19 protein-coding genes are annotated in these 20,179 nt (G+C 41.7%); 4 read left to right on the plus strand and 15 right to left on the minus strand.

Annotation, left to right across the window (positions count from 1 at the left end; genetic code table 11):
* Positions 1-25: 25 nt before the first annotated feature.
* Positions 26-682 carry an HAD family phosphatase gene (locus L1068_RS13835; protein WP_237130750.1) on the minus strand — a complete coding sequence of 219 codons (657 nt, stop codon included), beginning with the start codon at positions 680-682 and terminating at the stop codon, positions 26-28.
* A gap of 4 nt (positions 683-686) precedes the next feature.
* On the minus strand, positions 687-986 hold the full coding sequence (locus tag L1068_RS13840; RefSeq protein ID WP_054978341.1) for a hypothetical protein: 300 nt from the start codon (positions 984-986) through the stop codon (positions 687-689).
* A gap of 214 nt (positions 987-1,200) precedes the next feature.
* Between L1068_RS13840 and L1068_RS13845 the strand changes: the two genes are divergently transcribed.
* Complete coding sequence (locus L1068_RS13845; RefSeq protein WP_054978340.1) at positions 1,201-2,121, plus strand: hypothetical protein; 921 nt, start codon at positions 1,201-1,203, stop codon at positions 2,119-2,121.
* Positions 2,105-2,704: a hypothetical protein gene (locus tag L1068_RS13850; protein WP_054978339.1), complete on the plus strand. Its 600-nt coding sequence runs from the start codon at positions 2,105-2,107 to the stop codon at positions 2,702-2,704. The genes L1068_RS13845 and L1068_RS13850 overlap by 17 nt, the downstream gene beginning before the upstream one ends.
* A 36-nt stretch (positions 2,705-2,740) precedes the next feature.
* Here the strand turns inward: L1068_RS13850 and L1068_RS13855 are convergent, their stop codons facing one another.
* From L1068_RS13855 to putP, 3 genes are all read right to left on the minus strand, one after another.
* Entirely contained in the window at positions 2,741-5,020 is a 2,280-nt protein-coding gene (locus L1068_RS13855) for a TonB-dependent receptor (RefSeq protein WP_054978338.1), read from the minus strand.
* Positions 5,021-5,441: 421 nt separating this feature from the next.
* Entirely contained in the window at positions 5,442-7,046 is a 1,605-nt protein-coding gene (locus L1068_RS13860; RefSeq protein WP_237130751.1) for a mechanosensitive ion channel family protein, read from the minus strand.
* A gap of 40 nt (positions 7,047-7,086) precedes the next feature.
* Positions 7,087-8,571 (minus strand): sodium/proline symporter PutP, encoded by a 1,485-nt coding sequence (gene putP / locus L1068_RS13865; protein ID WP_054978336.1) that lies wholly within the window; start codon positions 8,569-8,571, stop codon positions 7,087-7,089.
* Between the two features lie 248 nt (positions 8,572-8,819).
* Here putP and L1068_RS13870 point away from each other — a divergent pair, with 248 nt between their 5' ends.
* Positions 8,820-10,043: an HDOD domain-containing protein gene (locus L1068_RS13870; RefSeq protein ID WP_054978335.1), complete on the plus strand. Its 1,224-nt coding sequence runs from the start codon at positions 8,820-8,822 to the stop codon at positions 10,041-10,043.
* Positions 10,044-10,125: 82 nt separating this feature from the next.
* Here L1068_RS13870 and L1068_RS13875 read toward each other — a convergent pair whose 3' ends face one another.
* From L1068_RS13875 to ccmA, 10 genes are read right to left on the minus strand one after another with little or no spacing between them, the layout of a single operon-like run.
* Complete coding sequence (locus tag L1068_RS13875; RefSeq protein ID WP_237130752.1) at positions 10,126-10,890, minus strand: MlaA family lipoprotein; 765 nt, start codon at positions 10,888-10,890, stop codon at positions 10,126-10,128.
* Positions 10,891-10,909: 19 nt separating this feature from the next.
* On the minus strand, positions 10,910-12,169 hold the full coding sequence (gene ccmI, locus L1068_RS13880) for a c-type cytochrome biogenesis protein CcmI (protein WP_237130753.1): 1,260 nt from the start codon (positions 12,167-12,169) through the stop codon (positions 10,910-10,912).
* On the minus strand, positions 12,166-12,624 hold the full coding sequence (locus L1068_RS13885; protein ID WP_054978333.1) for a cytochrome c-type biogenesis protein: 459 nt from the start codon (positions 12,622-12,624) through the stop codon (positions 12,166-12,168). Before L1068_RS13885 ends, ccmI begins: the two co-directional genes overlap by 4 nt.
* Positions 12,624-13,193 carry a redoxin family protein gene (locus L1068_RS13890; RefSeq protein ID WP_237130754.1) on the minus strand — a complete coding sequence of 190 codons (570 nt, stop codon included), beginning with the start codon at positions 13,191-13,193 and terminating at the stop codon, positions 12,624-12,626. Before L1068_RS13890 ends, L1068_RS13885 begins: the two co-directional genes overlap by 1 nt.
* On the minus strand, positions 13,190-15,151 hold the full coding sequence (locus L1068_RS13895) for a heme lyase CcmF/NrfE family subunit (RefSeq protein ID WP_237130755.1): 1,962 nt from the start codon (positions 15,149-15,151) through the stop codon (positions 13,190-13,192). Before L1068_RS13895 ends, L1068_RS13890 begins: the two co-directional genes overlap by 4 nt.
* Before the next feature lie 2 nt (positions 15,152-15,153).
* The gene (ccmE, locus tag L1068_RS13900) at positions 15,154-15,636 is read right to left on the minus strand and encodes a cytochrome c maturation protein CcmE (protein WP_237130756.1); all 483 of its coding nucleotides are present in this window, start codon (positions 15,634-15,636) and stop codon (positions 15,154-15,156) included.
* Positions 15,633-15,833, minus strand: coding sequence for a heme exporter protein CcmD (gene ccmD / locus L1068_RS13905; RefSeq protein WP_237130757.1), 201 nt, complete (start codon positions 15,831-15,833; stop codon positions 15,633-15,635). Before ccmD ends, ccmE begins: the two co-directional genes overlap by 4 nt.
* On the minus strand, positions 15,823-16,572 hold the full coding sequence (locus L1068_RS13910) for a heme ABC transporter permease (RefSeq protein ID WP_010560554.1): 750 nt from the start codon (positions 16,570-16,572) through the stop codon (positions 15,823-15,825). Before L1068_RS13910 ends, ccmD begins: the two co-directional genes overlap by 11 nt.
* 2 nt (positions 16,573-16,574) lie before the next feature.
* Complete coding sequence (ccmB, locus tag L1068_RS13915; protein ID WP_010560555.1) at positions 16,575-17,261, minus strand: heme exporter protein CcmB; 687 nt, start codon at positions 17,259-17,261, stop codon at positions 16,575-16,577.
* Positions 17,262-17,882, minus strand: coding sequence for a cytochrome c biogenesis heme-transporting ATPase CcmA (gene ccmA / locus L1068_RS13920; RefSeq protein WP_010560556.1), 621 nt, complete (start codon positions 17,880-17,882; stop codon positions 17,262-17,264).
* 106 nt (positions 17,883-17,988) lie between these two features.
* Between ccmA and L1068_RS13925 the strand changes: the two genes are divergently transcribed.
* Positions 17,989-20,178, plus strand: a complete 2,190-nt coding sequence (locus L1068_RS13925; protein ID WP_237130758.1) for a hypothetical protein — start codon at positions 17,989-17,991, stop codon at positions 20,176-20,178.
* Position 20,179 lies beyond the last annotated feature (1 nt).

Consider the following 20,179-nt stretch of genomic DNA (forward strand, 5'->3'; position numbering starts at 1 on the left):
GGCTCTTTAAAGTGTACTTTAAATTTTAAAGTTTGCTGGCGATAAGTGCTTGAACATCAAAAAGCGATGAACAGCGATCATCAGCGTGTGAAAAGTCAGCACTTAGGCTGTATTTATTAGGCACCACAACAGTGTATAGTTCGGCTGATTTGGCACTGCTAGAGCCAGTAACGGTATCTTCAACCGCAAGTCCTGAACTTGCTGTTAATGAAAAATGTGCGATTGCCCTTAAATAAGGCTCTGGATGCGGTTTTGGCTGTTCAACATCATCACGTGTGAAAATCACATCAAAGTACTTTGCAAGATCGTGTCCTGTCAAAATAGAATGCGCTTCTTCTTTCGCACTCCCGGTCACTAACGCAACCTTTACCCCCTGCTCGCGACACCAGGCTAGCAACGCTTTCGCACCCGGTAACAATGCGGGTAAATGCAATTTAGATATCTCAGCGAATACAGTGTGTTTCTTCTTTGCTAATACCGATGCGGATAAACTCAGCTGGTGCTCTTCAACCAGCACTTTAGCGGCTTCAAGCGTTGGTTTACCAGCAAACTGCTGGCAAAACTCAGCCTCACTAAAGTGTAAATCAAACATCGCAAGTACTTTGTTCCAACTAACGGCATGCAAATGCTCGGAATCAACCAAGGTACCATCTAAGTCAAAATAAATTGCACTTAATGGCATTACCTTAACCTTGCTCTTGTAGGGACTCTGGTACTGGCGAATTTGCTACGTCACCACTTTCCACTTCAACCAATTCATAACCACGCGCTAAGCGTTTTACGGTGAGCACTGGCTTTTCTAAAGCCTGTTTTTGACGCTCAATATCTTCTGCTAAGCCCGTTAAACTCGTACCAAAAGAGCCTTCAGCCGTTTCAGACCAATTAACTGCTTTACCATTAATATTGTATTCAACAACATGTACTTGAAACAGTGTACCTTCATCACTTGGGCACTCAATAACGCGATAATTCCAAAATGCAGACATAATATTTTCCTCTAGTTAACGCGCGCTGACTGTAGCATATTTCACCTCAGATATGGATAACTAATGTGCTGCTAACGGTTATTTATACTGACTTCAATTTAACGTTATATGAAATAAATACCATCTCTCAGTAGTAAAGCTAGATTAACCTAGTTTGGGTGTCCGAAATAAACATAAAGTATGCAAAATCCAACTGCATAAAACTTGCATAAATATGCGCAAACTGTTTGTATATCAAATAAACAAGCAATTTAGTGTAGAAATTATGTGGTTGCAAAAAGTAGTTTTATTGCTGATATTCGGGTTTAGCGTTCAATCTAATGCTGAATCTAAAGAACTTATTGATGTACCCGTTTTAATTGCTGAGGATGTCAAATTACACTTACAACGCTTAAGTAAACAGACGGATATTCTGGCTATCTCAGATTTTTCAAATTTACCGCAGGGTCGTGATTTAGTTGATGTGATTCTACTCAATCAAGCACTGCACTTAGGCAAGTGCCAGTGTCGTTTAGTATATTTTGATAATTCAGTATATGGCCGCAATATCGAACTACTCAAAAGCGGAAAATACGCACTAAGTGCCGACACGCTATGGCTTTCTGATATTACAAGTCATCCCAATACATTACTCTCGAGCCAAGCGGTTATTCGCAATGGTGAATACGACGTTGGCTTATATACGTCAGTAAATAACGAGCGCGCATTAAAGGCGCAAAACAAAGATGATGTGTCGCGCTTAACCGCAATTTCAAATCGCTTTTGGAGTGCTGACTGGCAGGCAATTAATCAGTTAAACCCAATTAAGCTGGCACATATCGAATCATTTCCAAACATGAAGCGCCTTGTTAAAAGTGAAATTGCCGATTTTACCTTGCTGCATTTTCGCATAAATGACAATGATTTAAGCTTTGAACAGTTAACGCCTGTTCCAAATGTAAAAGCGGTACTGTGGGATAGCCGTCATTTCGCAATATCAACTCAATTTCCTAATTATCAACATATTGCAGACGCATTAAATAAAGGGCTTAAGCAACTTCATAAGCAAAATAAAATCAGTAGCGCTTATTTGGCGGTGGGCATTAACCACCCTCTCACTTCAGACTGGAAAATACTAAATGCGCCCGATTTTTAAAGCATTAATTTTTAATGCAGCTCTAATTACAACTTCGATTTATGCGAATGAATACAATACTCAATGCGCCAGCGATAAATACTCTCAGCACTTAGTCGATCTCATTATAAGTGACCACGAACAGCAGCGTACCAAATTGAGATGTGACAAGAGACTAGTTACCGCAGCTATTGAGAAAGTAGCTGAAATGGCCGAAACCGAATTCGTTTTTCATGGGCGAGCTAATGGTAGGTTACGTGATCAAGGTGTTGAACTGCCCATTTATTATGGTATTGGTAATGCCAATCAAGTAGAAGCATTAGCAGGCGGACAAAAATCGCCTGAAGTAGTTTGGAAAAGTTTTAAAGAATCGACTTCTCATGCAGATCACCTTTTAGCACGCAATGCATTTTATCGAAAACAAACACTTATCGGAGCTGCACACATTTATTTACCAAGCACAAGTCATGGTCACTATTGGGTGGTGTACATAACCGAAGAGGATAATGCATCAGAAAAAAATATTTTCCACGGTCCAATACCTAACAAAACCTCTCATGGTGTTTTTTATCAATCTCAAAACGAAAAAAAGCCCATCAACTGATGGGCTTTCTGCTATGAAATCTAAATAAATAGGTGCTTAGAAAAATGACACCTTAAACTCAACACCCATAATACGAGGTTGGTTTACCATAGCGGCATTGTTTGAGAAATCTACACCACCAATGAATACTTGCTCATCAGTAATATTTCTAACAAATGCAGATACTTCGTATTCGTTGTCGCCAGCTTCCCACAGGTAACCTGAGCGAATACCGCCTTCTAGTAATGCTTCGCCTTCAAATTCAACTGACTCATATAAGAAGAAGTCAATTTCACTGCGGTAAGACCAATCAGTGTATGCGAAGAACTCACCGTCGCCAATTTCTTTGCTGTAGCGTAGTGTGAAGTTAGAAATCCACTCTGGTGAATGTGGTAAGCTGTTGCCGTCTAAGCTATAGCCTTTACCTTCAACAAATGGGTCTGTAATTGTACAGTTAAAGCAGCCTTGCAAGAACAGTGAGTTGTCTTGTAATTCAGTTTTGTTGTAGCTGATGTTGAATGTAGCGAATAGCTCATCAGTTAAAATCCACTCTGAATCTAACTCTAGACCGTAACCAACTGTTTTATCAGCGTTAAGTAAACGGTTAAAGTTTGCAGAACCACCTACTGCAGTTACTTGCTGGTCATCCATCTGGAAGTAATATGTTGTCGCATTTACACGGCCACGGCCATCTAATACATCTGACTTAACACCAAACTCAATTGAGTTGATAGTTTCAGAGTCAGCTACAGTTACTTCGTCACCAAATAAGATTCGACCTTGAACACTTGGTGCACGGAAGCTGTTTGCTGCACGTGCGAATAGGTTTACATCATCAGTAAGCTTATAAGCTGCACTTAAGTCCCATGATACGTGTGAATCTTCTGGGTTAGCAGATTTTTCTAAGTCGATATTGTTGAAATCACCCGGAGTTACCAGACGTACCGCTCTAAAATCACGCTTGTCATCTGAATAACGAAGACCACCACTCACTTTTAACTTATCTGAAACGTGATAATCTGCCGAAGCAAAAACAGCCCAAGCCGTTGTATCTTGCTCTTGGAATACATAACCCCAGTTAAAGTCGCCACCTAAACCATCAAAACCAAAGGTTTCAATTGTTTGTTCTTCATTGTAGTAGTAAGCACCCACTTGGTAATTAAAATCACCCGCAAAGTTACTTGCTAAACGAATTTCTTGTGAGATTTGGTCATGTGATGGGATTGCATCAGCACTTTCTGATGCAAGGAAAATGAAGCCAGGGCCCATTTCAGGTGTTGGACAACCAAATACAAAATCGTTACCACAACCATAACCACCATCAACGTCTGCACGTGAGTAAATCTCAGCGCTTTCCCAACCAGTGATTGACGTTAGTGTGTGATCTTCAAAATCATACTCTAATTTGAGGCTTGAACCTTGAGACTCAACTTGCTGTGTAGCAAATTGTACTGAGTCTTGGTAAATCACTTCAGGATCAAAACCTGCAACAGGCTTGTTTGTGCCTTTTTCAATTGCATTTGCATGGAAAACAATTGGCTTACCATCTAAATCACGCGTGTGGTAATTTAGTAACGCAGTAAAATCACCTGCTTCATATAAAAATTGAATACGTGCCGCTTGCTCATCGTAACCACCGGTTACATCATTGATGAAGTTATTTGGCGCACGGTTATCAATATAATCATCGCGCGTTTGCTTAAGTACTGAAACACGAGCTGAAAGGTTATCGGTTAAACCACCGCCTACAGCACCTTCAAAATCTACTGAATTAAATGTGCTGTAAGATAATGCACCGTAACCTTCAAATTCTTGCGACGGCTTAACTGAGTCAAACTTTACAAGACCTGCAGGCGTGTTACGGCCGAATAATGTACCTTGAGGGCCACGAAGTACTTCTACACGCTCAACATCAAATACCGGAAAGCCTTTTAAAATTGGGCTTTCTTGTACAACGTCGTCTACCACTAACGATACTGGCTGTGATGCATTCAGATCGAAATCGGTGTTACCTAAACCGCGCACGTAAAAACGTGGGAAAGTACGACCAAAAGAAGATTCAACTGATAAGCTTGGGATTTTCGCGTTCATAAAACGGATATCCATACCAGCAGAACTGTATGCGTCTAGGTTATCGCCTTGTAGCGCAGAAACCGCAACAGGCACTTCTTGCGCGTTCTCAACACGTTTACGAGCAGTTACTTGAATCACTTCTAATTGTGCAGATTCAGCGCCTGCTTCTTCACCCTGTGCAACCGCAGCACCTGATAAAACTAATGATGAGAATAACGAGCCTTGAATTAATTTAGCTAGCTTTGACTTTTGTAGATATTTCATGGTGGTTTAAAACCTTGTGCACTCAAAATAAAACGTTTGATTAGCTGAACTCAGTTGCCTTGAGACAGTCATAATCATGCTTGTATCCTTTTAAAGTGAATGGCGAAGTTCAACTTTACACGTGTTTAACGCGGACCCATCAATACGAGTACTTAATACTGCGGGTTGAACATCGCCGCAACAGCCAGCCTTTCGGTTAACATGTTGTTTACACCCGTATCCATTTGCGGCAAAAATAATACAAATCGCCACCGTTTAAAAAGGACATATATCCTTGAAAAGTTTCAACAGATCGAATATGAAATATAGTTTAAATGCACTTTCTTGCATCTTTTAGCAGCATTTTTTGCAAAATACTCTAAAAAAGTACATTTAAAGAAAGGACAAATGGCCGCACAGCATTTACATTAAATTTACATTTTTATGCTGAGAGTAACTCCGGTGATGCCAAAGTAAGTTGATGTTGATGCAACAATGCCATAATTTGAAAGTGAATTTCATCACTAACTTGCAAGTAGGTTTCGAAGTTTGTGGTAGCAATATACGACAGTACGTACAATTCAACAGCAAACGGGCTAAACCCTTTAAAATAAACACGACACGGATTTTCATCTATCAACTCGTGATTATCTAACAAGGCCTTTAGCGCCACATTAAACTGCTCCAACTGGCTGTTTGACTCTGGCATCGCAAGCAATAACTTAGGACGAAACGCCATCTTTTCACGTTCCGAAAAGTTTTCAATTTCCATATCAATAAACTTAGCGTTGGCAATGTACACCACTGTACGTTCGATAGTGCGCACGCGGGTGGCGCGTAAGCCAATCTCTTCAACTGTGCCAATAAACTGGCCAATACGGCATAAGTTCCCTACTTTAACGGGCGTTGATGAATAGAGAGTGATCGCCCCAATTAAGTTCTCGACCGACTTTTGCGCCGCAAGTGCAACAGCCAAACCGCCAATTCCTAAACCAGCCATAATGGTAGTGGCACTGAATCCTAAATTCTCTAACCAAATTAAGGCAGCTGCAATCACCAATAATGACTTAATGACATTGCCTGCTGGCCTTAGTAAGTAAGTTGCATGATCTTTTCCCTCGGCAATTAGTTTTTCTGAATACTTTTGCTTGAACAAATCGGCAATTCGCCATAAAAACCACAACCACGCAAAAATAGACAATGTCGACGCTTCAGCAACGGCTTTTACCGCAAAAGTTACATTCGAGGTATCTGCGTAATTGCGCGCTAGAATCGTTGCAGTCAAAAAGCTTAATGGACCATAGAGAAACTGCAAATAATTAGCGACTTTGAGATTGGCAAAACGGGTAATACGGATTAACAGCCAAAAGCCCACTGAGGCAAGCACCACATAAAGCAGCAAGGTTACCGAAAAATAAAGCCATTGCCATAACATCACCCCCATAAAGCGATAACTTGGCAAATTCATCGATAGCCATTCACCTAACTCGCTGTAGCCGTAGTACTTATCGAGCAGCGGGGTTTTTGCCACCGTCGCATTAGAAATTTTCCAAATTCGATTATCGTTAAACGGAACTCGTTGCAGCAACACGGCAACTTTGCCTTCAGGCGTATCTATGGAGCCAACTAAATCGCGGTAGTCAGGTACATTTTCAGGCAAGGTGCCTAATGGGTCGTTCGATAAGCCATCAATATCAACCCAAAGCGCACGGTCTAAACTAACATGTAATTGGCGGGCGATTTCAGCTTTATGTGTCTCTTCTACCTTAAATGGTAGATTGCGAAAATCGAGGTAATTTGCAGCCTGTTCATAATCTGATTGACGTGCGGCGGTTAAAAACCCTTGCATGCTGCTGCGTGGTGTTTCGCGACCGAGCATATCCCAGCCGATAAAGGTGTTAAGTGACTTGTCTTGTGAATGAGTTTGCTCAACGTCTTCTTGTTCAAGCAAATCTTTAACGGTTACTTCGTTTTTCGGCTGCGCTAACGCGACGCCGAAAAACAGGAATAAACTCAAAAGCAAACTGTGCCAGATTGTGTCTTTCATGTGCTACATTCCCTATTCACATTTGAGTTTATTTTAGCGATTAACTGTGGCTTTTTACCTTATTAAATAACGCTACTTGTTCGTTACTTGGTTCATCAGTGAGACGACTGACAATCACAATCGCCAAAGTAGCAATAATAAAGCCGGGTACGATTTCGTACATTAAGCTACTTAAGCTATCACCATTTACACTAATTGGTAAATAAATCCACAGTAAAACTGTCACCGCACCCGAAATAATACCCGCAAGCGCCCCCTGCTTAGTCATACGCGCCCAATACAAGCTTAAGATAACAACCGGACCAAATGCCGCACCGAAACCAGCCCATGCATTACTTACTAAACTTAAAATTGAACTATTACGATCGTAAGCAAGGAATATAGCAAGCAGCGCTACAGCAAGCACTGAAATACGGCCAACCGTTACTAAGGTTTTTTGTGACGCTTGCTGATTAAAGAACGCTTTGTAAATATCTTCAGTAAGCGAGCTAGACGTTACCAACAGCTGTGATGAAATCGTACTCATAATCGCAGCTAGAATTGCTGCTAATAAAAAGCCTGCAATTAATGGGTGAAACAATACTTGCGATAATAAAATAAAGATGGTTTCAGCATCTTTTAATTCAGTACCCGTTTGATTGACATACACAACACCAACAAACCCTGTCGCTAATGCACCGATAAGCGACACAATCATCCAACTCATGCCAATACGACGCGCCGTTGGTAAATCTTTAACTGAGCGAATAGCCATAAAGCGCACAATAATATGTGGTTGTCCAAAATAACCTAAACCCCATGCCATCGCAGAAATAACACCCAGTACAGAAACACCCGACGCAAAACTGAGTAAGCTTGGGTTAATTTGTTCTACCGTTGCCACCGCATTAGATAATCCGCCAACTTCACTTAGTACCACAAACGGCACCAATACCAAGGCTAAAAACATAATGCAACCTTGTACAAAGTCAGTCAGGCTAACCGCCAAAAACCCACCAAACAATGTGTACACAACAACAACGCCAGCAGTTACATACAAACCTAACTCGTAGCTTAAGCCAAAACTTGATTCAAACAGCTTGCCGCCTGCAACCACACCAGATGAGGTGTAAAGTGTAAAAAATACAATAATTACAATTGATGAAATAACGCGTAGCACGCGCTTATCATCATTAAATCGGTTTTCGAAAAAATCAGGAAGCGTAATTGAGTCATTTGCCAATTCGGTATAACTACGCAAACGCGGTGCAACAATCAGATAGTTAAGATACGCACCAATAATCAAACCAATGCCAATCCATGCACTACTGAGTCCCGACAAGTACATTGCACCTGGCAGACCCATTAGCATCCAGCCACTCATATCGGATGCGCCCGCCGATAATGCCGTAACACTTGGGCTTAAATTTCTACCACCTAACATATAGCCTGATACGTCACTCGTTGACTTTTTATAAGCATAAAAACCAATGCCTAACATCACGATAAAATATAAGGCTAACGAAAAAATTGTGCCAAATTCCAAGTTATCTCTCCTAGGTACTAAACTTAGTACTTTATTCGCATTTTCACATCAAATGCGAGCTGTCATAATATTTCACTATATCAAAACATTACTTTGATTTGTTTATTTCTTGCGATTAATGCAACTGATAGTGCGTCAAATTTGTTCACCTAGGAAAAAATAACCAAAAACAGGTGAAATGCACACTCAATTATCCTATATTCAAGTCATAAAAAATTCTAAAGACAACATACAGGACCTCTGCTTTTATGTATTTTTATGCAGCGAGACAGCCTATTCTAAACCGAGAAAAGAAGCTAATTGGCTACGAACTACTTTTCAGAGACAGTTTAGAAAATGTATTTCCTAATATAAACGAAGACGAAGCAACATCACGTTTAATTGAGGGTAGCCAATTAAGCCTTGGTTTAGAGGATATGACAGGCGATAAGCCTGCGTTTATCAATTTCACTCTTGAGACGCTACTTAAAGGGTATGCAAAAACCCTTGAGACAAAAGAAGTGGTTGTTGAAATACTTGAAACCGTACAACCGGGCAAACGCCTATTAGCCGCCGTAAAAGAACTCAAAGAAATGGGCTATACGATTGCGTTAGACGACTACAAACATGCCCCCGTATGGCGTCACTTCTACCCTTTCGTCGATATTATCAAAATTGACTGGCTCGACACCTCACTTGAGCAAATACAAGAAATCATTGCTCAAACCAAAGACTTCCCAAGCATCAAATTTCTCGCAGAAAAAGTAGAAACACCTGAGCAATTTGAAAAAGCAATGGAACTTGGATTTGATTACTTCCAAGGGTTCTTCTTTGCTAAACCTGAAGTGGTACAAAGCCGTGCGCTAGCGCCAAACGAAATGACATTAGCTGAACTGCTTTACCAAACATCAAGCCCAGATATGGACTTAAAGAAAGTAACCGAAGTATTTGAGCGTGATGTTAACTTATCGTACAAGTTATTACGTTATTCAAATTCAGCGGCATTTAAGCGTCGCGCAGAAATTAGCACTATTAAACAAGCATTGGTTGTACTCGGTGTAGAAGAGCTGAAACGTTTCTTATCAGTACTATTTACCGCGCAAGTTGCTTCAGATAAGCCACCGGAACTAATGCGCCTTTGCTTAACACGTGCTAAGTTTGCTGAGCAACTATCTGAACAATCAGGTCAGTTCCAAGAATCATCTAAAGCGTTTTTAACTGGCATGTTATCGCTTATTGACGGTATTTTAGATCAGTCGATGGACGCCATTTTAGAAAAGCTACCGCTTTCTGAAGAGATTAAACTTGCCATTATAAAGCGTGAAGGCCGTCTAGCAGACTACCTTGGCTTGGTTGAAGCGTATGAACAAGCAAAATGGCAAGAAGCCAATGAGATTCAAACCAAACTGAACTTAAATGCAGATGATATTCCCACTGCATACCACGATGCATTGCAGTGGGCTAATTTACAAATGGAAGCAATGAGTAACTAAACTCAGAGACGATCTATTTTGCACAAAAAAAACCGACAATTAAGTCGGTTTTTTTATGTCTTAAGCGAAATTCTTTAGCACTTTACAAATTCTCGAAGAAATCGTCATTCGCAGTTTCTTCTTCGGTCTTTTCGACTTTTGGTAACGGTGGATTACCATCATGCAGTTCGTAAAGCTGACGCTGAAGATAAATATCTTTCATAAACAAATATGGATCGAGTGATTCGTTCAGCAAAGCCTCCTGAGGAATAAGCGATGCACGCGCCTCTAACACTTTGATCACCCACTTACCAATTGTGGCTGGCGTACCAAAGGAAATACTTGGCAATACAAATGCGTCCATCACATCACCAGAGATATTTCTCGCCGTACTTGGGCCGTAAGCAGGGAACATTAAATAAGGCCCGTTATCGGCGCCCCATACTCCCAGTGTTTGACCAAAGTCTTCCGGCTCTTCAACCAAACCAATCTCTGAGGCAACATCAAAAATACCAAAAATACCGACAGTCGAGTTCACTAAAAAGCGTGCAACGCTAACGCCCGAATTTGAAACCTTGCCCTGCAGCAACGAGTTTGTTGCATCAATTGGCGCATCGAGATTATTCGTTGCATTAACTAAACCATTACGCACGGGCTGAGGCGTTACCTTGCTGTAACCTACCGCAGCTGGGCGCAATACGTACGCATCCAACACATCCATATTAAAGTCATAAATCGGACGGTTCATCGATTGCAACGGATCTCGTGGATCGTCTTTTTCTGGTGGCACCTGTGCGCAACCTGCGAGCAGCAGTACAATAACTGCCGCTAACAGGCTAAACACAGACTGGATTTTTTGATTAAGCACTCAGTATCCCTATTAAAACTTACAGTAATGTATCAATCGTTAATTCAACTTGATTGACTTGCTCGATATCAAAACCTTTGGTCTGTCCTTCAAGTTCGCCAGCTTGCGTATCAACTTTATCGTCATTACTCACACGCGCTATCACTTTAACGCGGTTAAACTCAGCAAAACTCATGCCCGCAACCATCGCGTCACTTTCTGATAACGTTACTTGCAGCGGTAATTGCCATTGTGATTTTTTCACAACAGCTAACGGCATTAGTGGACCGCTTTCGGCTTTTGCAAAGACAAATAACACTCCATTACGCGGTAATTTGTCTTTCAGTTCATCTGATAACGTAATATTTACCGCGACTGAACGCCCTTGTCCAAGTGAATTTTGTTTAGAAGTGTTAGATTGCTCAGCAACCTTTGCTTTTAACTCTTCAACGCGCGCTGACAACATTGCATAACTCGGGTTAGTTGTCGACATGCGTCCCAGAATAAGCTCAAATGCGGCCAGTGACTGTTGCCAATCACCACGCTCATAAGCAATTAATGCTAGCATTGAGAGTGCGTCAGTGTTGCTTGGCTCTAACTTTAATACTTGAGACACCGCCTTCGCTGCTTGATTCATCGAACTTTCTGAACCTTCAAGCATCAGCACTTGTGCCTTACTAACCAACGCATTTACGCTTTTGGGGTTCATCGCAAGCGCTTTATCGAACGACATGTTTGCTGCTTCAAAATCATTTAGCATAAGCATAATACGTCCGAGTAACAACCAAGCCATCTCGTCGTCGCCTTGCTCGGCTAATTTAGTGCGAAGACCTAACGCCAGCTGCTGCATCTCATTATTAGACAATGGTTCGCCCTGCTGCAATACCGCGCGCTTGCCGAGCTCTGGCAAGTTATCTTTCGCTTGCTGCCACTGAGTAAGTAAATTAAAGCTGCCTGTCATTAAATAAAACACCGCGCAGAATGTTAGCGTAAACATACTTGCCGTGAGCGCAATAACCGAGCGGTTACCACGCTGATTTAATTGTTGCTCAGGCGCAAGCTCTTGTAACAAAGCTTGCTTTTGCTCTATTACCGCAGTGTTATAGGCATCGTCACTCAGCTTACCGGTATCAACTTCTTGCTTTAGTTCATCAAGGCGCGACTCATAATCTGAAATACGAAGTGCGTTCGCATTAGGACTCGTTTTTACCGCTTTTTCTTTGCGGATAAATGGAAAAACAACAAACAATAAACCAAATACAATTAACGCCGCAGCATAGATATAAAATGAGGTGATCATGCTACTTCCTTATACTTGGCAATCAGTTTTGACAGTTTTTGTTCATCTGCATCTGTCCACGTTGAACGACTTTGCGCTTGTTTCTTTTGCTTAAAAAGAATTAGCACAAAACCAAGCAACACAAAGCCAAGTGGTAACACCCAAAGAAGCAGTGTTAACGGTGTCACTGGCGGCTTGTAGTGAACAAAATAACCATAGCGATCGATCATATAGTCAACCACTTGATCTTTAGTATTGCCCTCTTGTACTAGCTGAAGCACTTTATCACGTAAGTCTTTGGCAACCACTGCATCAGAGTCTGCAATATTTTGGTTTTGACATTTAGGGCAACGTAATTCAGCCGTTAATTGGCGAAATAATTGCTCTTCTTCTGCGCTATTAAATTGATATTGGTTCTCGGCGGCAAATAGCTGCGCAGCAAATACCGTTAATAAAACCATTAAAAAATTCTTCATTACTGGAGCTCTAATAACTTAGGTGCAAACTTGGCACGCCATACTCGTTCATTAATATCACCGGTGTGATGTAAAATTATCTTACCGTTTTTATCTACTAGGAAGTGCTCTGGCGCACCCGAAACACCTAAATCTAACGCCAGTGTGCGATTAAGATCGAGAATGTTAAATTGATACGGGTCACCTGTGCGCGCCAACATACCCTTTACTTCACTTTGCAATGCAGGCAAATCAAACACATCACCGAAGTCTGGGTCATAGTTTTGTTCGTAATACAAACCGATAATTTTTACGCCTTGTCCGCGCAATTTAGTCAGATAAGGTAACTCAATTAAACATGTTGGGCACCAAGTACCCCACACATTTAATAAGTACACTTCACCAAGTAAATTTTTATCGCTCCAGCGCTTATTTTCATCCATTAGATCCGGCAGATTAAACGTTGGCATAGTGTGCCCTATACGCCCAGTTTCAATTTCCTTTGGATTACCAAATAAACCTTTCAGTAAAAAAACACACAGCACAGCAAAAACAATAAACGGCACTAACATTAACGTTTTGTTTTTCATGCAATCGCCCCTTTAATGGTTGCCTTAGATGCCGCCGTTTTACGACGATAGCGTTTATCTAGCATCATAAATACGCCAGCAAGCGACATTAAAATACCGCCAAGCCACATCCAGCGCACAAACGGCTTTTCATAAATACGCAGTGCCCACGCGCCGTTACTTAGCTGCTCACCTAACGCAAGGTATAAATCACGACTTAACTTGGCATCGATGGCTGCTTCGGTCATCACTTGCATGCCTACATCGTACTGACGTTTTTCGGCGTAAAGCTCTGTTACTTTTTGGTTATCTTTAAAGACAGTTACAACGCCAGCATGACCTTTATAATTAGGGCCAACAATGGCTTTTACACCGTCAAAGCGATAGCTGTAATCATTGAGTTGAACTTGCTCACCAGGGTTAACCTTTACTTGTTTCTCTACCGAGTAAGCAGACGTCAGAGTGACACCGAGTACTACAAAAGCAAAGCCTAAGTGGGCAGTATGCATCGCCCAAAAACTGTTACCCAACTTTGTCAGTGACATGCCTTCCTTGCTTAACTTTTCAAACAAATCAATCGCCACTGTTAAACAAACCCAAAGGGCAAAGAAAACGCCAACCAAGGTGGTAGTCGACACATTTTCATAACTTGAATAAAGCCATGCAAAAGTAACAACAGCTGTAACAACGAGTGCGCCAACCAGCTTTTTTATTACATGAGAAAACTTATTTTGTTTCCAGCGCAGCATAGGCCCTAAGCCTAATAGTAGTGAGAACGGCATTAACAAGTAGAAGAACATTTGATTGAAGAAAGGTACACCAATTGAAATTGTGCCCATTCCAAGCTCTTTGTGCACCATAGGCAATAAAGTACCAAGCAGTACTATTAACATTGAAACACACAATAATAAGTTGTTGAGCCACAGCGCTACTTCACGAGAGAAAAACTTATAACGCGACGTCGATTCGACCGTGCCTGCTCTTAATGCATAAAGTAGCAAACTACCGCCTACAACAATGGCAAGGAACGACAGAATAAACGAGCCACGACCCGGATCAGTGGTAAAGGCGTGTACCGATACAATAATACCCGAGCGTACAATAAAGGTGCCAAGCAGCGTTAACGAGAACGCAGCAATCGCAAGTAATACCGTCCAAGACTTAAACACACCGCGTTTTTCAGTTACCGCAAGTGAGTGGATAAGTGCAGTTGCTACAAGCCATGGCATTAGTGATGCATTTTCAACTGGATCCCAGAACCACCAGCCGCCCCAGCCAAGCTCGGCATAGGCCCACCAAGAACCAATTGTAATACCAAGTGTTAAGAACAACCACGCGGCCATCGTCCAAGGACGTGACCACTTTGCCCAGGTATTATCTAACTTACCCATTAAAAGCGCCGCAATCGCAAATGCGAACGACACCGATAAACCTACGTAACCCATATACAGTAATGGCGGGTGAATAATCATGCCCGGATCTTGTAACAATGGATTTAAATCGTGCCCTTCAATTGGATAGTAAGGCAGTAAACGCTCGAATGGGCTCGACATTAGCAGCGTATAAAGAATGAAGCCAAGGCCTAAGAAGCCTAAAATCGACAGTACGCGCGCACGCAATTGCCACGGCAGTGATTTAGACGCAAATGCAACAATCGCCGTCCAACCAGTTTGCATTAATACCCAAAGTAATACGGCACCTTCGTGACCACCCCAGGTAGAGGTAACTTTGTAATACCAAGGCAACTTAGTACTGCTGTGACTCGCCACATACGCCACTGTGAAATCATCAATTAAGGTAACGTAAATTAAAATAGCGAAGGAAATCGCGGTAAATATAAACTGCGCTAAGGCAAACGATGGTGCGCTTTGCATTAGGCGTAAATTGCCTTTTACAGCACCATACATAGGATACACAGTGAGTAATATCGAAAACGCTAACGCCAGCGTTAACGATAAATAGCCTAATTCAGCAATCATAATTAGTAACCGCCGTTATTTAGGTTATATTTTGGTTTTTCGTGTTTAATGCCCTTAACTGCTTCTGCAACATCAGCCGGCATATATTCTTCATCGTGCTTAGCCAGTACTTCAAACGCTTCAATTACATTAGACTCTATTAGCACGCCCTGCGCCACAATCCCCTGCCCCTCACGGAATAAGTCTGGAAGAATACCGTGATAACGGATCGTTACTAATGGACCGGTATCAATCAGTTTAAATTCAACATCTAACGATTCTTCGTTACGTACTACTGAACCCGGCACAACCATACCGCCAATGCGTAGCTTTTGACCGATAAATGGCTTTTCTTTATTTGGCCCTTTACCATCAATTAGCTCTGACGGGGTATAAAATAAATTGATGTTTTCTTGCAACGCATAAAGCGTTAGGCCTATTGCCGAGCCAATACCCAAAAGCACCGCAATAATGGTAAACATTCGTTTTTTACGTCTTGGATTCACAGCCCCTGCTCCTTCGCCTTTTTAATACGTGCTTCGCGCGCAATTTGCGATTCTACATCTTCTAAAATTTTGCCGTGAGTGCGTTTACTCGATATAAAAATACCTAATAAAATCACTGCACATGCCCCATATGAGAGCCAGACATAAAAGCCATAGCCACCCATCGCGAAAAATTCTGAAAGCGAGTTAAACTGCATTCTTACCTCCACTCACTAAATTACGCACCCAGGGGCGGTGCTTTTCTCTTTCTAAAATTTCATTCTTTAAACGCATTAGCACGATAACAGCCATTAAGCATGCAAATGCCAAAATATTAATAAGCAATGGATATAGCATGCTGCTATCAATTGCTGAACCATCAAACTTGGTAATCGTTGAGCCTTGGTGCAAGGTGTTCCACCACTCTACTGAGTAATGAATAATAGGCACATTAACCACACCAACCATGGCTAAGATACATGATGCACGGCCTGCCGCACCTTTATCTTCAAACGCGTGATAAAGCGCAATCACACCAACATACAAAAACAATAAAATCAGCATAGTGGTTAAGCGCGCATCCCATACCCACCAAGTGCCCCACATAGGTTTACCCCATGCAGCACCTGTGATTAATGCAATAGCTGCGACTGCTGCGCCCACTGGTGCAATAGCAATTACGGCCAATTCAGCATTTCGGATCTGCCACACCATCGCAATAAATGCGGTAATTGCCATTGAGGTGTAAGCCCCCATTGACAATATGGCGGAAGGAACATGAATAAAGATAATTCGATAACTGTCTTTTTGTTGATAGTCAGCTGGCGCATACGCAAGACCCCAAGTCCAACCCACAATCAAACCAATCACGGCAACGACGGCAAAGTACGGCATCAAGGTATTGCATACTTGATACGCTTTTTCTGCTTTCGCATATGGATGTAACCACTTCCACATAACTAACTTACACTCACTTTTAAAGATGATGAAACGGCAAATGGCGCTAATACACTTGCACCAGCAAGCAGCGCCCCTAATATGGCTAGTTGACCCGAGTAGTCAAGCGACATAGAGCCTGCATCGATTGCAGATGTCGCAAAAATTAGTACCGGAATATACAAAGGCAATACCAACAAGCTAAGCAGTACGCCGCCTTTTTGTAATCCCACAGTTAACGCCGCACCTATCGCCCCGATTAGGCTTAATAACGGCGTACCAATAAGTAGCGTTAACAAGGTCGCCGTTAACGCTTCGCTTTCTAAATTAAGTAATAAGGCGAACATGGGTGTCATTAGCACCAAAGGTAACCCAGTAACCGTCCAATGTGCAGTAACCTTAGCTAACACAGTCAATGATGTTGGAAATGGACTCAACATCATTTGCTCCAACGTACCATCCACGTAATCATCGCGGAACATTTTATCTAAACCTAACATGGTAGAGAGCAATGCCGCTACCCAAATGATTCCTGGTGCCATGCGCGCTAGAAGATTAGGCTCAGGACCAACCCCTAACGGAAATAAGGTGATCACAATAATGAAAAATAAAACAGGATTGATAATTTCTGAGCGCTGACGAAATGCCAACGTCAGATCTTTTTTATAAATACTTGAAAATAAGCGCCAGTAAGAATCGTGAGTTTTCATTTAAAAACGGTACTCCAATACTAAGCGCGACAGCTCGGGGAAGTGTTCTGTTAGGTCTTGGTGGCTAGTTAAAATAATCGCGCCACCTTGTGCTAAATGTTTTTTAAACTGCTGCTGTAACAGCACAACGCCTTTTTTATCAACTGCGGTAAACGGCTCGTCGAGCATCCAGAGCGTTGCTTTATTAAGCCAAAGGCGCGCAAGTGCAACACGACGTTGTTGCCCAGCCGAGAGTAAACGTACTGGCACATCTTCAAGGCCAACTAAGCCAAGTTGCGCTAATACATCGTGCAAATCTTGCTGTGTTTCTAAACCGTGGGTTTCAAGCCAGAAGGCAAGATTTTCAACTGCGGTTAATTGCCCATTTACCCCAGTTTTATGACCAATATAAAGTGTATCACTTGCAAATTGCAGATTATCTTTGGCAATGTCTTGACCTTGCCACAATACCTTGCCTGACTCAGCACGCACAAATCCCGCCAGAATACGTAGTAGCGAGGTTTTACCCGCGCCATTTTGCCCTTCTAACTGGACAATTTGCCCTTGATGTAATTCAAAAGAGAGATCTTCAAACAAACATCTATCTTGCCGAATGCAGCAAATTGAATCTACTTTTAACAAGTTTAATCATCTCTCGACCTAAAATTGGGCATTAGTCTAACATAATGGTATTGTAAAACGTAATCTCCTCGACAAGAGAAATTGGCAATAGCTTGATTTAAAACAGATGACCGATATTCAATCTTTGCTAAATGTTGTTAGTAGCGCCACTGTTGATACAGAGCAAAGTGCGTTATCGCAATTAAGCCCCACACAGCAAGACCAAGTAAAACAATTGCAACAGTTAATGCAGCAGTTGAATTTACCCACAAAAACAAGTCAAAAATTGCTCTCGGCACTGCTAAACGAAACGCTAAATGTCAGCAATGTTGATATTAGCCAAAATAAGCTGTCGTTTAATTTACCCCAATTAACGCCAAAACTTATTGAACTGATTATTCCTAATCAAACAATACAGTTACAGTCAGATAAGGCACAAGTAACGTTAAGCACCTCGCTAACTGATTTGTTAGTCTCCCTGCCAAAGCATGAAATTAAGTTACCAAATAACATCGTTTTTCAGCTTCTTCAAATCGCCACAAACGATAGCAGCACGCAACCTACGCTCAAATTACCGGCACACATTGTCAATCAACCCAATCTGCTTGCAGTGGAATCGCAAAAGGTAACAATCACCAGTGATTTACCAAAAAACTTAGTCAGCTTAGTGAAGCACAATCAACCCGCAATAATTGAAATAGCGACCAAACAAGACAAGTTTAGCTTTAGCGTAAAACTCGACAAACACAGCCAACCGGTGCTAACCCAACCTTTGTCGATGAAAAAAGTAATTGATTTGATCAAACTGCAAAATGCACCACTACAACTTGATACCGCTAAAGCCCTGGCGATTAAAATTAACCAAAATGCCGTTCAATTGCCGTTAGAGAGTCACCTTGTGTCAAATCAAGTACTCAAGCCGAGTCTAAAAAATTTAGGTGATAAGGCGGTACTCGCTGTGTCAAAGCTTGAAATGACGATTAAATTAGCCCAATCAGATACTAAACAGCTAAAGGCGCAAGACTTGATTGCTGCACCTAAACCACAAAGCCATCAGCTACCCGTTATTAATCAACTTGCGTCGTTAAAAGCACGTGTCGCTAAACCGCTACTTGAACCCATTATGGCAAGTATTCATTCGCTATTATCAGGACGAGAAGTCACGATTAAACATGCCTCAAAAGGCAGTATCAACTTGCAAGTGACTACACCAAGCCCAAATACAAAAACAGATGTTACATTACCTAAATTTGAGATAAAAAGCGGCACTGAAAAACTTCCTACATCGCCTATTCAAAGCGAAGCGCAAGTTCAAAAAGCACCGATTTACGCTCGCCCACTTGTCACCACACCCTCGCTTAAACCAAGCGCGAGTCTGCAAGTTCCAGTTTTTGTGCCTAATCAAAGTGCAACTAATATAAAATCGAACCATAGCGAGCTTAGTGCCAAACTAGAGGCTACAGCAAAACAAAATCCACTCAGTATTTTGACCCAGCAAATTAGTAAACTTGCGTCAGAGCCAAAACTGCCTGAACCATTAGCCCGATTAGTTAATCAAGCGTTTACACGAATAATCAGCGAAGGCACAGCGGTGCCACAAACTGTACTGCAATTGAAATCGGTAGTAGCACCACTGCAAAATACCCAAACTGATACATTACAAACGCCTTTCGGCGCGATGGAACATGCCAAAATTTCTCTTGCAAGCAACGGCGTTTTTCAACAGGCAGCGCTCAATCATGAACTGCAAGGCAAACTTGAGAATTTACTGCCCATTTTACTTGGACTATCGAAAGGGCTAACAAATAAAAAAGACAGTAAATCCTTAAAAGGCCAGTTAGCGCTACCAGCATTACTACAAAAAAATATGACAGACAGCCTTAGCGCGCTGCAAAAAGGGATACAAGGAAACGCCAGCAGCGCATCACAACAAACAGGCAGTACCGAACAACCACAAGTCAATATGCAGTTTTCGATACCCATGCAACAAAACGAAAAACTGACCACAACACCTATTTCAATTGAAGAAGAAAAACGAAAAACGAAAAACGGCGAATTAGTATCTGTGTGGCGTATTAATTTAGCGTTTGAAGTAGAAAGTTCAATTTTAAATATTGGTGCAGAGCTTATTAAAAAGCAGTTATCTCTCAGTTTTAACTCATCACACACGCGATTGATTGAGAAAGCAAAAACCCAAGCGCCTTTATTACAACAAAAACTAACGCAACACGGTATTGAAGTAACACAAAGCGAATTTCATGTATCAGAACAACAATCACTGTCAACACGCTCCGGCATAGTTAACATTAAGGTGTGAT

Origin of the sequence: Pseudoalteromonas sp. MMG024 (assembly GCF_021654175.1) — a bacterium.
In the GTDB taxonomy this organism is placed as follows: domain Bacteria; phylum Pseudomonadota; class Gammaproteobacteria; order Enterobacterales; family Alteromonadaceae; genus Pseudoalteromonas.